This window comes from Vibrio cholerae, from assembly GCF_008369605.1.
GTDB classification, from domain to species: Bacteria; Pseudomonadota; Gammaproteobacteria; order Enterobacterales; family Vibrionaceae; genus Vibrio; species Vibrio cholerae.
The window spans coordinates 135,341-149,787 of the sequence record NZ_CP043556.1; the positions used below are offsets into that span (position 1 = coordinate 135,341).

Genomic DNA, 14,447 nt, shown 5'->3' on the forward strand with positions numbered 1-14,447 from the left:
CTCCTACTTAGCGCATGTATAAGCCGCCGTTCACCGACAAGGTTTCCCCTGTGATATAGGCGGCGGCGTCGCTGGCTAAGTAACTGACGGCATTGGCTATCTCTTCCGGCTTAGCCAAGCGTTTCATGGGTACTTGATCCACAATCGATTGCAAAACTTCAGCGCGCATTTGCTCAACCATTGGCGTCAGCGTATAGCCAGGTGCAATCACGTTAACCGTCACACCGTAGCGTGCGCCTTCTGCAGCTAATGCTTTAGAAAAACCAATCATCCCAGCTTTGGCAGCCGAATAGTTAGTTTGACCAAACTGACCTTTTAGACCATTAACCGAGGAGATATTGATGATTCGACCAAACCCTTTTTCACACATAGCGGCAAACAAAGGCTGGGTGACATTGAATACGCTATTGAGGTTAGTATCTATGACCTCTTTCCATGCTTGATGGGGCATTTTTTTGAACACACTGTCACGCGTGATACCTGCGTTGTTGACCACCACATCAATGGTGCCTTCTTCTTCAAGCAGTTTGGCTAAACGCTCAGCACACTCTTCGGTATTGGTGACGTCTAGCTCTAAGAGGCGCACTTGATCCTCGGTAAATTGCTTTTCATTAAACCAATCTAACGCACATTGGTAATTGCCCGTATAGTAAGTGGCAATAACTCGATAACCTTCACTGACCAACTGGGTTGAAATTGCAGAACCAATCCCGCCTTTCGATCCTGTGATCAAAGCGATTTTTCTCATTCAAGACTCCATTCTCAACAGCAATATTAGATTTATACCTCTCCAACTCTGACACTCAGTGTGGTTTGAATTGGCGAAGGTATATTACGCTCAACATGAAATAAAAAATGCTTATTCGTAAGTAGTTCTATAACCAAATTATTTATTAAATAATCAGTTAGATAGGTTATTCGAATTACTTATCCTATTTAAACCTAATCGAGGTTTATGACATTTCAAATTCAGTTTTGTGTATTTTTATAAAAGTTGATCAATATCGCTATTCAAATGAAATGATAATAAAATGTTAAATAAATAAATGTTCTTGAAAGATAAGAGGTTTTAACTCAAAAATTCAGAGTGAAATAAAAATAAATCAATTTTATCAGCGAGTTAAAATCAAAAATGGTTACATAAGAAACATTAAACGTAACACATTTTCGATGTGTTAATGATAGATAACACAGATTCGAACAGTAGCGATTTAGTCTCTGATTACAGACGTACTATTAACAGGACTGACATTAATCATTTTATATCAGGATAGCGTTATTATTATCAGCAATTAAACCAACAAATATTGAATTAACAAATATAACTATAGATACATTTAGCAAAATAATAGATTTAATATCTTCAAATACAAATAAAGCCAGTACAAACTGGCTTTATTCTATTTTATATGAGCAATTTATGGTGCTGCATCCAACTCAACAGGGAGATAGTGCTTCGATTCCAAACCTAACCATTCAGGTAACACAGTACCAATCGAAATCGATGACCAAGTCCCTGAAATTATGCCGATAAACATGGCGATGGCGAAACCTTGTAACGGGGCACCGCCCATCAGCCAAAGTGCCGAAATGGTCATCAAAGTGGTACCTGATGTCACCATTGTACGTGAGAAGGTCGCAATAATGGCTTGGTCATTAATATCTGCGGTTGGCGTCTGCTGCTTCGCTAACAGTAATTCTCGGATACGATCCGAAATAATGATCGAGTCGTTCAATGAATAGCCGAGCACCGCTAAGACTGCAGCAAATACCGTCAAGTTGAATTCCATTTGCGTTATCGCAAAGAAACCCAGTACCAAGATCACGTCGTGCAGTAGGGCTAATAGGGCTCCGCTCGCTAAACGCCATTCAAAACGAAAGCTCAAGTAAGCCAGTATTGAGAGCAGACAAATCAACAAAGCGAGTCCGCCTTGATCGATCAACTCTTGCCCAACTTGCGATCCCACCATGCTGTTACTGACAATTTGCACTTGATCTGAGATGTGATGCAGCTCTGTCGCAATGTCTACAGGCGTAGCATCTTCAGCAGCTAATGGATAACGGATCACCCAACGCCCTTCTTCTCCCGAAGGCGTGGCAGAAACCGACTCCCCCAGTACCGGCTGTAATTGATCCATCAGCTGAGACTTGGTCACCGAGTGATTAATGATCGCTTCCGTGACCATCCCGCCGGTGAAATCTAAGCCCATATTCAAGCCTTTGATTGCAAAAGCCCCTAGCGAGATCACCATCAACAAGACCGAAATAATGCCAGTGATGTAGCGAATCGAACGGATTCGAGATTTTAAATAGTCAACCATGGCTTATACCCTCACATCACGACGCGTATCGCGTCCCCAAACCAAATTAATCAATGCTCGTGAAGCGAATACGCCAGTGAACATACTGGTGAGTAGGCCTAAGCCCAAAGTCAAAGCAAAGCCTTGGATAGGACCATTACCAATCGAATACAGAATGACTGCCGTGATCATGGTGGTAATGTTGGCATCTAAAATCGTGCTGAAAGCACTGTCAAAACCGGTATCAATAGCTTGTGCAAAGTTACGCCCTTCACTGAGTTTGTCGCGAATACGTTCAAAGATCAGCACGTTAGTATCCACCGCCATACCCACGGTTAACACCAAACCTGCAATACCTGGTAGGGTCAATACTGCCCCTGGCAATAAAGCAATCAGACCCAACAAACAAGCCATGTTGACCAACAAAGCGACATTTGCCACCCAACCCAAACGGCGATACCAAAGCGCCATGAACGTCAGCGTCATTGCCATACCAAGCGCCAAGGCAGCAAAACCGTTGGCAATATTTTCTTCACCCAAAGAAGCACCGATGGTGCGCTCTTCAACAATGGTGACAGGTGCCGTCAGCGAGCCTGCACGCAACAGTAGGGCGAGCTGCTGTGCTTCTTCCATTGAACCTGCGCCCGTAATACGAAATTGGCTCCCCAATTGAGATTGAATGGTGGCAACGCTGATCACTTTCTCACTGCGAACGGTTTCGCCACGCGCATTGGTTTTATATTCGCGATAGACGGTCGCCATCGGTTTGCCAATGTGTTTACCGGAAAAATCACTCATGATTTTGCCGCCTGCGTGATCCAGTGAAATGTTCACCTCAGACATACCCATGTTGTCCACACCCGCACGGGCATTGACGATATGCTCGCCACTCAGCACTGGACGCTTAGCCAGAATCACAGGACGTCCATTGCCATCTTCTAGGATTAAATCGTCGTAACTGCGCGCATCCGTTGGAGATTTTGCTTCATAAAACGCTAAACTTGCGGTCGCACCAATCACATTCTTCGCCTGTGAGGGGTCTTGCACACCGGGCAGCTCAATACGGATCGCATGTTCACCTTGGCGTTGAACCAGAGCTTCTGTAATCCCAAGTTCTTCAATCCGATCACGCATGATTTTCAAGTTCTGTTGAATCGTCGCAGTTTGAAACTCGGATTTATTTTGTTGTGATGGCTGAACCTGCAACTGATCTGAGCCTTGACGAATCTCCCAGCCTCGATAATTTTCTTGCAAGTATTTGCGTACATGGCTCAAGGCTTGCGGCTGTTCAGTTTTGACCTCAAAAGCATCATTACCCATCGCTTGCACCGAGACACCGCGCAAACGCTCTGTACGCAGCGAATCTTTTACTGCATCCATCATACTGTCGCGCTGTTCTTGGAAGGCCTTATCGACATCCACATTCAGCAGAAACTGTACGCCCCCGCGTAAATCCAAGCCTAATTTGATGGGTGAAAAACCCAAATTGCCTAGCCACTTTGGCGCAACAGACACATAAGAATACGTGATCGTATCCCCTTCTTTCACAAGCGCATCCAGTGCATTTCTGGCTTGTGACTGCTGCGTTTCGTTGGCAAAAACCAAGGTGGTGTTATCCCCTTGTTGGGTAATTTCATCGGCCTGAATATTTTGCTTATTGAGCAATTGCGTCAGCTCAGGAACATTGCGTAATACACTCGTTGCATCTTTAGATTGCAACTGAATAGAAGGTTGTTCGCCATACCAAGTAGGAATAGCACTTAAGGTTAGAATGATGATGGTGGTTACCAGAACCACATACTTCCAAGCGGAATAGTGGTTGATCAGGCGTTTAGCCGCCTGATTTTGTGTTTTTTTCTTCATAGTTCCCTCTCAGCCTAAACTGAGTGATTCAACAAGTGACAATGTCACACTAAAAAATGAATATGGGAACGTTAGAATTGGCTGTTGAGCGCTACATACATAGCGTTACTCTCTTTCCAACCCGCAAGTCGGTGAGAGGAGGTGAAAAAGTCGTAACTTCGGTTGCAGTAGTCGGTCGTTGTAGCAAAAAGCGGCCGACTGTGAGAAGTGCCTAATTGGGGCTCATCAAAATCAGCGTCCAACGGCAGATCAGAGCCACACCCTACGAGAAGACGTTGTGTCGGGGCGTGACGCGAATGATTTAAAATGGCATAAGCACCATGACTAACGTGCGACTGCGAACTCGGTATGGCAGGCTGCGGAGCTGAACTCAAAAGCCAATCGGATTCAAGGATCGGATTTGTCGAAATGCTGGCTTCTGGACATGCGGAGCTTGCTTCACTTTCCAGCGCATAAGCAAAAACCTGCGAAGGTAGCACCACCGCAAGTAAAGCAAACCAACACTGGATCAGAACACGCAAGTACATGACTTCAGATCTCGCCTCTTAGATAAGTGAGCAGTGTAGGCCGATGCTCAGTGAAGCTCAAGCGAAAAAATGTGATCTAGCGATAGAAAATTTGGCCAGTTTGCACGTTCAGGTAGATCTTATGTGTCTGGCTCAAACCTCCGCAGTAGATAAAATACACCGGCTGCTCTCCGAAAGTGACTGAGCGCACCCAGCCTCCGAGCTCTTCAAAATCTTTGGGCGAGCAATTTCCCTCTTTTAATAAGGTATCGGTTGTAGTCAGGAATTTTTCTTGATGCAAAAGAAAATCATCCGAGCTTTCGATGTAGCCTATTAAGGTTTTAGTGCGCTCTTCTGGCGTAATCACAGGCGGTTCGACGGTCAATCCTTCTAAGGGGATCCACTCTGCCACTTCAAGCCCACCGTCCTCATACACGTAATAATCCGAAATACGCCCCCATCCCCCTTTTTTTTCAAGCAAATGAACCTTGTCACCACGATAGAGTTGCTTATCAACATCCGGATAAGCATTGGGATCGGGTTGCTCACGAATGCTTAATGTCACCGCATCGACATAAAAATCCATAATCTCAGGTTTGGCTTCGATAGCGGGAGTTGGCTCTGCAGGAGTCTCAGGCGCAGTTTCAGGTACTTCATTGGCTTTAGCCGCTTCCGCATCCATCTGCGGTTTGAGATAAAACAGATAAAATCCCGCACCTGCTCCGCCTAATCCGAGTATCAGCACGAGTAGCATGAGTATTTTTTTCATTTTCCCCCGCTCGTAAAATTTCTCTAGCGCAACGTCATTAATACGAAAATGCGACGAATCTTACTTTCTTATCAATATAGCGGGATATTTGAACAAAGCTTGACCAGAAATCTTCTGATAAAAAGATTTTTTGAAGTAAAGACACACTTCATGCTGCGGTTATGGAAGATCATCCGTCACCGAGTCGCCCAATCGACCCCCAAGATGAATGCGAGATTTACAATGTAAATGCGGCAGACATCATCGAATTGCCTCTCTTAATCGGATCCTCTGCTGAAAAATTGAGCATGGTTCGTTTATTAACAAACACAAACTATGATCGAGTGCACGAAGTAAAATTCTGGAAGCGAAATCTCATTTGATTCGTTCTATAGTATGCACTTAACGACTTATACATCGAATTATGTACACCTCAGCCCGTAAATATTTCATACAATTTGCCATTGTTGCGTTTGTACTTGGTTTCATTCCTACACTGTATTTCATACATGCTGCTAGCCAACTTGAGACTCAAGCGGTCAGCAGCGTTGAAAAACAGACTCGCTTACAACTTGAGTTCAGTCAGCATGACTTGTTACGGATGCTGGAAAGCACACACCAAGCCACCCAGCTGTTAGCTAAAAATGACCTTTTATTCACGGCTGTCACCACACCAAGCAAAGAAGCACTCAGTCAACTCAAAACATTGTGGGATGTGACGTTAAGATCGCAAGCTATTTTCTCTTCATTCAGATTGCTGGATAGACAAGGAAAAGAACAACTTAAAGCGATTTACGATGGGCACCAAGTCACCTTTGTTGAATCTGCTCAAACGACAGATCCGTTCAGCCAGCAAATTGTGGCTCAATACGCCCAACTCACGACGCCTCAAGTGTGGGCAACGCAAGTGGCGATGTCAGCAGATACGCCTTCTGGTATGCTGCCGACCTTTCGTTTTGTGACGGGTATTGAGCATCAAGGCCAACGGCAAGGTTTTCTTGTCGTGACGGTGAAGCTACAGTCTCTCTATCAACGTCTCTCTTTTATTTATGATCAGTTTGATTCACCGGATATTTTGAATTCGGCAGGAGAATTACTGCTCAGTGAACACAAGCCATCCGGTACGCGTTCAACCTATTCACTCCACTTTTCAGCCCAACACCCAGAGCTTTGGCAAAAAATCCAACTCAACCAACAAGGCTTTGCTCTATCCAATCAAACCTGGTTTAGCTATATCAAAGTGGATCTCAGTTCTGTCTTACCTGACTTTAAACCTTTGGTATTGGTACTGCGCATCAATAAGGCAGAAATAGATAAGACCTACGCAAATGCGCGCTGGGCACTGATGAGTCAAGCGGTGACAGTGTTATCGCTACTCTCTATCATTGCGGCTGGATTTGCGGCATGGAACATCAACCATTTGAAAAATAGCCTTGACAGTAAATTGGCTCGAGCAGCGATGGATGGCATGTCAGCGGTGGTCATTACCGACCGCCAGAATCGCATCATAAAAGTAAACAACGAATTTACCCGCCTAAGTGGTTACACTTTTGAAGATGTCAAAGGTAAGCAGCCGTCCATTTTTGCTTCTGGATTACACAAAGTCGAATTCTATATGCAGATGTGGAAAGCTCTGCAAGACAATGGCGTATGGGAAGGTGAAGTGATCAACAAACGCAAAGATGGCGAAAGCATCACCGAGATTCTCCGTATTCAAAGCATCCGCGATGAAGACAATGTCATTCAATTCTACGTTGCCTCTTTTGTGGATATTTCACATCGCAAGGCGCTGGAGAATCGCCTGCGTGAGCTGAGCGAAAAAGATGCGTTAACCGATTTGTGGAATCGACGTAAATTCGATCAAACCATCTCTTTAGAGTGCGCTAAGCGTCGCCGTTATCCCGATCAAGCCCAGAGCTGCCTTGCTATCATTGATATCGACCACTTTAAACGCATTAACGACAAATTCGGACACAACGAAGGGGACCTAGTGTTACGGACCGTTGCGAAAGGCATCCAAGATCAGTTACGGGAATCGGATTTTATCGCACGGATTGGCGGAGAAGAGTTTGCCATTATTTTCCCCTACACTTCCATTGAAGAAGCCGAACAAGTACTTAACCGCGTACGCCTGCATATCGCTTCATTACACCATCAACAAGTGACCCTAAGTGGTGGTGTTACCGATGTTTGCACATCACCCGACCAAAGCTACAAAAGAGCCGATCTGGCTTTATATGAATCCAAAACATCGGGACGCAACCAAATATCAGTACTCACCGCCATGGAAATGCATCACTTTGCGTGATGCAAAATCGATGTAAGCAGCAAAGATTATTAAGAGCTACCTCACAGCTTGTAGCGATTTTCACTCAGCCTTATCGAGTGGGCTCTTAAGCCCTCCGCTAACTTTTGCGTCTTGTACTACGCTTCATAGGTTGGTTTTACTACAAACACACCTAAACTCATTGGTGTTGCAGGTAGGCGGCAAGTGAATAAATTCTCATATACGTAGACAAACTATGTAACTGGGATGATTGAATATTGCCAACACAACTGCAACTTCAAGGAGGAAGGAGTTAGTCACAAATCGATTCATGGAGATGCTTTATGCAGGACACTTTAGCTGTGATTCTCGCAGGAGGAATGGGCTCACGCCTTTCCCCGCTGACGGATGACAGAGCCAAGCCCGCTGTACCTTTTGGTGGAAAATATCGGATTATCGATTTCACCTTAACCAATTGCCTGCATTCTGGATTACGCCGCATCTTGGTGTTAACTCAATACAAATCGCACTCCTTGCATAAACATCTTCGTAATGGCTGGTCCATATTCAATCCCGAGCTTGGTGAATTCATCACCGTGGTGCCGCCGCAAATGCGTAAGGGAGGAAAATGGTACGAAGGAACCGCCGATGCGCTGTTCCACAATATGTGGCTACTTGCGCGTAGTGATGCCAAATATGTCGTGGTGCTTTCTGGTGATCACATCTATCGCATGGATTATGCTGCCATGCTCGAAGAACACATCAGCAAAAATGCCACTTTAACCATTGCCTGTATGCAAGTGCCTCGACATGAAGCCTCCGCGTTTGGCGTGATGGCCATTGATGACGACTCTCGTATTACCTGCTTTGTTGAAAAGCCCGCGGATCCCCCTTGTATCCCCAACAGACCCGATCACAGTTTAGCCTCGATGGGGATTTATATTTTCAATATGGATGTACTGAAAAAAGCATTAACCGAAGATGCTGAAATTGAGCAATCTAGCCACGACTTTGGGAAAGACGTCATTCCTAAATTGATCGCGACAGGAAGTGTCTTTGCCTACTCGTTCTGCTCTGGTAAAGGCCGCGTCGCTCGGGATTGCTATTGGCGAGATGTCGGAACCATAGACTCTTTTTATGATGCCAATATGGATTTGTTGCAGCCCGTTCCGCCCATGAATTTGTATCAAAAAAACTGGGCAATCCGCACTTATGAGCAGCAGTACCCGCCAGCAAGAACCGTTTCGTCAGCCACGGGTAACGAAGGGATTTTTATCAATTCAATCATTGCTAACGGCGTCATCAACTCGGGCGGCTCGGTGCAACATTCGATCATCTCTTCCAATGTTCGCATCAATGATTCTGCGCTGATCGTCGACAGTATTTTGTTTGATGATGTTGAAGTGGGCGAAGGGTGTAAGCTCATTCATTGCATTATCGATAAACACGTAAAAATTCCGCCCTATACCGAAATTGGCCTTAATCCTATCGAGGATAGAAAACGCTTTCATATCTCAGAGCGAGGCGTTGTTGTCGTACCAGAAAGTTATCAGTTTTCGACCGAGTAGCTTTCCCGGAAAGTAGATATTAGACCGTTCATGGCTCATCTATCGCAAACCATACACTCTTTGAGTGACTGAATAAGAAGAACCCCCGCAATGCGGGGGTTCTTGATGACCTGATTCGAACAGTTACGCCTGAGGGCAAGTCACTTCTTTCCAGAACCAGTTAGATTGTGTCGGTGATTCCCATACGCCGGGGCTATTTTGAGCTACAAAGCATTTACCGTTGTAAGTCACCGTTGTGCCATTTTGGACTTGGGTCGAACCGGGAACCCACTGGATGACATCACCCGTTGAGCCACCACCCGTACCACCACCAGTGTTACCGCCGGTATTGCCTCCCGTATTGCCACCTGCAGTCAAATCGGCGACAGGGAGATCCGGTTGCTCAAAGCTAAATGCGTACTCCACATTGTTGATTTTCACTGTGTAGTTCGCTGGACCTGAAATCGGCAGGTAGTAAACCATATCCAATTCATAGGTTGCCCCTGCAGGAAGTGATTTCCAAGCGGGTAGAGAGAACGCCACGCGATGCATCGTACCGTCTAATCCGCCAATGTTATTGGCACGAGTATGACCCGACGCAATCACTTTCAAACCACCGCCCGATTGATCCTTCGCGTTATCTGGCGCTGAAACCGGAATATCAAACTGGAATTCCGTTCCTCCCGGGATATCAACCCCTGTATTGTTGGTGAAGGTAATCTTCGGATTGATTGGGTAGTTTTGGTCACCGACTTTGAAGCCACCGACTTTCACCGCAATATTCACCGCTTCAGCAGGGATTGCGCCCGTTGCCACCTTGTTACCATAAGGCGTGGCGACTTTGAACTTGTCGTAGATGGCTTTGGTCATGGTATTACCCATGTGGTACTCACCTTTACCGGTGGCACACGCTTGCTCAGAAGGATCCACTGAGGTGCGCTTGCCGTTGGCATCAAGGTTGTAACAGCTATAGTCACCCGCCAACTCCCAGAACATGATACCGCCAATCTCTTTGTCGATAACGTAATCGGCTTTCACATCAATTGACTGTTTATCTTCGGTCGACAAGAACACTTTCTTCTCTGCGTTCCACAACCAAGGAGCCACGGCCACACTGTCATAATTGCGTACATAAGTACCAATCAGCGGTGTGGTGGTTGGATCGAGCTTATAAGCCGCTGCGTATGAACCCCAAATGCCTTTTTCTAGGTTCTTCGCATGCCACATTGGGTTAGAGCCTGCGCCCATTTCGTCACCTGCAGCGTTAACGTCATGCCACATGTTGTCGATGCCGGTTGCACCGTGACCACAGTTGTTTTTCTCCCCTTCACCAGTACCCGGTGCACAGAGATTTTGGTTCGGCAGTGCCGCTCGGCCCCAGAGTCCATTCTCACCACCGGTGACACCTTGCCAACCGCGGGTATAGTAAGGCACACCAATGTTGATACGACCTGCAGGCATTGAGCCACGGAAGTAGTGATATGCCCAGTCCGTATTCAGGTAACCGATACCACCGTATTGCGCTGTACCGTAAACGTTCCACTGCGCCAATTCAGAGTCTTTACCTGTATCGTAGAGCGCGGCGTTGTGACCAACGTGATCGTTCCACGCACCATGCAAGTCGTAAGACATGATATTGACGTAGTCGAGATACTTGGTGACATCGAATGTTTCCATACCACGTAATAAGTAACCAGAAGATGGTGCGGCAATCGTCAGCATGTAGTGATGGCCATCTTGCGCCGAGGCTTGATCGAGTTTTTCACGCAGAACACGCATCAACTCTTGGTAAGAAGCCCACAGGTAAGCACGACGTGGCTCCATAAAACCTTTATCATCGGGATTTCCTGCGCCCGCCATGGAGGTTGGGTATTCGTAATCGATATCCACACCATCAAATTTGTACTTACGGATCATCTCAACTGCAGATGCCGCAAATTTTTCAATCGCTGCGTGGTTGATGGAACCATCAGCATTGGTGGTCATAGTGTAGAAGCCACCATCAGCCACACGGTTACCATTTGCATCAAAGTGACCGCCAGTTTCGGCCCATCCGCCGATAGAGATCAGGGTTTTTACACCGTATTTTTGTTTGTAAGTGGCTAGAGCACCAAAGTGACCTTTAAAACCTAGCGTTGGATCGATTTCTACCCCAGGCCACTCTTTACCAACGGCCGCGTTATTTGGATCGTTGACATCACCGACATTCACTTTGCCATCCGAACCAATGCTAACAAACGCATAGTTAATGTGTGTCAGTTGCTCCCAAGGAATGTCTTTAACCAAGTAAGCGGCTTGCGGATCATCGCCTGAACGCCAGCTGGTAAAGTAACCAATCACACGGCGTGGATGATCCACGCCCATTTTCTCACGGCCATCTGCATCGTAAACGGTACAGTATGGCACTTGTACGCCTTCCGTTTGATATAAACCATCCGGACGGCAATTCGCAACCGGTGCGACGCCATTCACCACCAGCGTGGTCAGTGCAGAATCTGTGGCTGCCCCTAAGTTGTCGGTAGCACGCGCGTAAACCGCTAGTGAACCTGCTTTGGTTGCCGTGTAATTGAGAGTGTAAGGTGCTTTTGCTGAAGTGCCGACAAGCGCACCACCAACATAGAAATCGACTTTCTCTACTGAGCCATCCGCATCCGCCGCTTCTGCGCTCAACGTTACGACCGCCCCAACATCCACGCTTGATGCAGAGAGAGCCACCGCCACGGTTGGCGCTTGATTCGCTGGACCAGCGTCACTCACCGTCAGAGTGACTGCATTTTTGGTGCTGACAGCCCCTTTATCATCAAAGGCAACCGCACTAAATTCATGCGTTCCTTTGGTCGCTGTCCAGCTCGCGCTGTACGGGGCTTTGGTTGCCTGACCAACCAATACGCTATCCACTAAGAACTCAACACGCGCGACAGAACCATCTGCATCAGAGGCGTTTGCTGCGAGTGTCACGACCTCTCCAGCTTTCACCTGCGCAGTGGCAAGCGGTGAGGTTAACGTCACACTCGGTGCTTGGTTAGTCCCCCCCGATGTGCTGCATGAATCCAACAGTTTCCATTGGGCATAGTTACCAGAAAAGGTTTCAGGATCGTTGTTTTGAGTCCAGTAGTTGGCTTGGTAAGCATTGCCCTTGTGCTGCACTTTGGCACCACCGGTATACACCGCAGACGATTGCCATTCAGGTAACGTCGAGCAATCCACCGCAGCATAGCTGCTAAAAGCCATTAAACATGAAGCGGTTAAAGTGCTTAGTGTAAAAACACTCTTCCCTGCTTTTCCTTCGAGTACACGCATTGTTGTTCTTCCCTCAAGTTATTATTTCAACCATTAAATAAACCACGTCGACATCGGTTCACTTAAAATCTTGCGTAAAACAACTTTAGAATAGAGGGATAATTTGGCACTCAAAAAAGTGTGAATTTTAATAATGACTCGCAAACGAGTGTCTGATTTATGCAAATCAAAGCGAGTTATTTTGCATCAACAACGAATTACTCATAAATTTTTCACCATAAAAAAAGCCCCGTTTTTCAGAACAAAATACGGGGTTCAACAATTTTTGTGTGACAATTTTTCCTAAGAGGGAGCACAAGCCTACAACTATGCTTATTGTTACAAAAGAGTAAAACATCAATAATTTTACTTCCTCTTTTGTTAACCCTTGCGATACCCAAACAACTTGGAGTTACAGGTAGGCAGCAAGTGAGTGACTCCCCATGAGCATAGGCAAACTATGTGATTGGGGTGAACGAACGTAGCCAACACCGCGGCAACTTCAAGTAGGAAGGGGATATGAAATGCCCATTTCCTCGCACAATACACAAAATTTCCTCGCAAAATGACCTATTGTGTTTTGCAGATGCGTAATAGCATTCAGCCTATAAACTTGTGGGCTAACGGCAGCTTGGGCTGCTCGTTTTTCCGATTCACGGCTACTCCAAAAACCATACTAATGAGGTGAGCAGATGCAGTTTAGTTACGTCAACCCAACCATGATCCATTTTGGACAGGGGCAGATCGCCAGCATCCGTCGGGATATTCCAAAAGATCACAAAGTGTTAGTGCTGTATGGTGGTGGTTCCATTAAACGTAATGGCGTTTATGACCAAGTGGTTGAGGCACTAAGTGAACATCAATGGGTTGAATTTTCCGGTGTTGAGCCTAACCCAACCAAGGAAACACTGGATAAAGCGGTGCACATAGTGAAAAACCAACACATTGACTTTATTCTTGCCGTCGGCGGTGGCTCGGTCATCGATGGCTCAAAGTACGTGGCCGCCGCAGCATTTTATGAAGGCGATGGTTGGGATATTTTGACCGGGCAACACACCGTAAAACAAGCCACACCGATCGGCGCGATTTTGACTCTGCCCGCTACCGGCTCTGAATCCAATACTGGTGCGGTCATCACCAAAGCGGAAACACAAGATAAATTGGCGTTTCTCTCTCCCGCCGTTCAGCCACGTTTTGCCGTGCTTGACCCTGATGTGATGAAGAGCTTGCCAGAACGCCAGTTGGTGAATGGTTTAGTCGATGCTTGGGTGCATGTGTGTGAACAGTATTTGACACTCCCCACTCAAGCCATGGTGCAAGAAGGCTATGCCGAAGTGCTGCTACGCAACCTGTTAGCCTTAGGCGCAGATTTTGTAAATCGAGACAATGACGCATGGCGAGCTAACCTCATGTGGACAGCCAACCAAGCGCTAAATGGCTTAATTGGCACTGGAGTACCGCAAGACTGGGCAACGCATATGATCGGTCATGAGCTCACTGCGTTATGGCATGTCGACCACGCTCGTTCGCTAGCGATTGTGCAACCTTGGCTGCTACGCAATCAACTGAAGCATAAAAAAGCCAAACTCGAACAGATGGGCAAAAATGTCTTTGGTTTACCGCAATCCGATGATTTAGCGGAAAAAACCATTGCGGCCATTGAAGCTTTTTACCACCAACTGAATGTGGCGACCCAATTTGGTGAACACGGCATGGCAAAAGAGGCTGCCGTCGATGCGGTATTGCAGCAACTGACAGCCCACGGTATGCATAAACTGGGTGAACAAGGCACGATTGACTTACAAGAGTCACGCAAGATCTTAGAAAACGCCTTGTATTAAATCTGAGCCAAGCAGCGCTATTCGCTAAACGATAAATCCTGTTACACTCTTGCAGCACGTCAATCCAATGCGGATGGCGTGCTGCATTTTTTGAGTT

Annotated in this window: 9 protein-coding genes; 3 read left to right on the top strand and 6 right to left on the bottom strand. The window is 46.4% G+C overall.

Annotated elements, in window-relative coordinates:
* Positions 1-7 precede the first annotated feature (7 nt).
* The 5 genes from F0316_RS14785 to F0316_RS14805 all read right to left on the bottom strand — a co-directional run bounded on the left by F0316_RS14785 (position 8) and on the right by F0316_RS14805 (position 5,423).
* Positions 8-748 (bottom strand): SDR family oxidoreductase, encoded by a 741-nt coding sequence (locus F0316_RS14785; protein WP_001225698.1) that lies wholly within the window; start codon positions 746-748, stop codon positions 8-10.
* Between the two features lie 670 nt (positions 749-1,418).
* The gene (gene secF, locus F0316_RS14790) at positions 1,419-2,321 is read right to left on the bottom strand and encodes a protein translocase subunit SecF (RefSeq protein ID WP_149560649.1); all 903 of its coding nucleotides are present in this window, start codon (positions 2,319-2,321) and stop codon (positions 1,419-1,421) included.
* A gap of 3 nt (positions 2,322-2,324) precedes the next feature.
* Positions 2,325-4,163, bottom strand: coding sequence for a protein translocase subunit SecD (secD, locus tag F0316_RS14795; protein ID WP_114711563.1), 1,839 nt, complete (start codon positions 4,161-4,163; stop codon positions 2,325-2,327).
* Positions 4,164-4,234: 71 nt separating this feature from the next.
* Positions 4,235-4,690 (bottom strand): hypothetical protein, encoded by a 456-nt coding sequence (locus F0316_RS14800; protein WP_033930482.1) that lies wholly within the window; start codon positions 4,688-4,690, stop codon positions 4,235-4,237.
* A gap of 76 nt (positions 4,691-4,766) precedes the next feature.
* Positions 4,767-5,423 carry an SH3 domain-containing protein gene (locus tag F0316_RS14805; RefSeq protein WP_172626098.1) on the bottom strand — a complete coding sequence of 219 codons (657 nt, stop codon included), beginning with the start codon at positions 5,421-5,423 and terminating at the stop codon, positions 4,767-4,769.
* A gap of 418 nt (positions 5,424-5,841) precedes the next feature.
* Here F0316_RS14805 and F0316_RS14810 point away from each other — a divergent pair, with 418 nt between their 5' ends.
* On the top strand, positions 5,842-7,725 hold the full coding sequence (locus F0316_RS14810) for a sensor domain-containing diguanylate cyclase (RefSeq protein ID WP_002157076.1): 1,884 nt from the start codon (positions 5,842-5,844) through the stop codon (positions 7,723-7,725).
* A 302-nt stretch (positions 7,726-8,027) separates the two neighbouring features.
* Positions 8,028-9,251 carry a glucose-1-phosphate adenylyltransferase gene (gene glgC, locus F0316_RS14815; RefSeq protein ID WP_001154339.1) on the top strand — a complete coding sequence of 408 codons (1,224 nt, stop codon included), beginning with the start codon at positions 8,028-8,030 and terminating at the stop codon, positions 9,249-9,251.
* A 123-nt stretch (positions 9,252-9,374) separates the two neighbouring features.
* On the opposite strand, the gene F0316_RS14820 is transcribed toward glgC, so the two are convergent.
* Positions 9,375-12,530, bottom strand: a complete 3,156-nt coding sequence (locus tag F0316_RS14820) for a chitinase C-terminal domain-containing protein (RefSeq protein WP_149560651.1) — start codon at positions 12,528-12,530, stop codon at positions 9,375-9,377.
* A 671-nt stretch (positions 12,531-13,201) separates the two neighbouring features.
* Between F0316_RS14820 and F0316_RS14825 the strand changes: the two genes are divergently transcribed.
* Positions 13,202-14,350, top strand: coding sequence for an iron-containing alcohol dehydrogenase (locus F0316_RS14825; RefSeq protein ID WP_001160754.1), 1,149 nt, complete (start codon positions 13,202-13,204; stop codon positions 14,348-14,350).
* Positions 14,351-14,447: the final 97 nt, after the last annotated feature.

Coding starts and splice junctions, on each gene's coding strand:
- F0316_RS14810 (WP_002157076.1), top strand. CDS start 5,842: ATGTACACCTCAGCCCGTAAATATTTCATACAATTTGCCATTGTTGCG.
- secD (WP_114711563.1), bottom strand. CDS start 4,163: ATGAAGAAAAAAACACAAAATCAGGCGGCTAAACGCCTGATCAACCAC.
- F0316_RS14800 (WP_033930482.1), bottom strand. CDS start 4,690: ATGTACTTGCGTGTTCTGATCCAGTGTTGGTTTGCTTTACTTGCGGTG.
- F0316_RS14805 (WP_172626098.1), bottom strand. CDS start 5,423: ATGCTACTCGTGCTGATACTCGGATTAGGCGGAGCAGGTGCGGGATTT.
- glgC (WP_001154339.1), top strand. CDS start 8,028: ATGCAGGACACTTTAGCTGTGATTCTCGCAGGAGGAATGGGCTCACGC.
- secF (WP_149560649.1), bottom strand. CDS start 2,321: ATGGTTGACTATTTAAAATCTCGAATCCGTTCGATTCGCTACATCACT.
- F0316_RS14820 (WP_149560651.1), bottom strand. CDS start 12,530: ATGCGTGTACTCGAAGGAAAAGCAGGGAAGAGTGTTTTTACACTAAGC.
- F0316_RS14825 (WP_001160754.1), top strand. CDS start 13,202: ATGCAGTTTAGTTACGTCAACCCAACCATGATCCATTTTGGACAGGGG.
- F0316_RS14785 (WP_001225698.1), bottom strand. CDS start 748: ATGAGAAAAATCGCTTTGATCACAGGATCGAAAGGCGGGATTGGTTCT.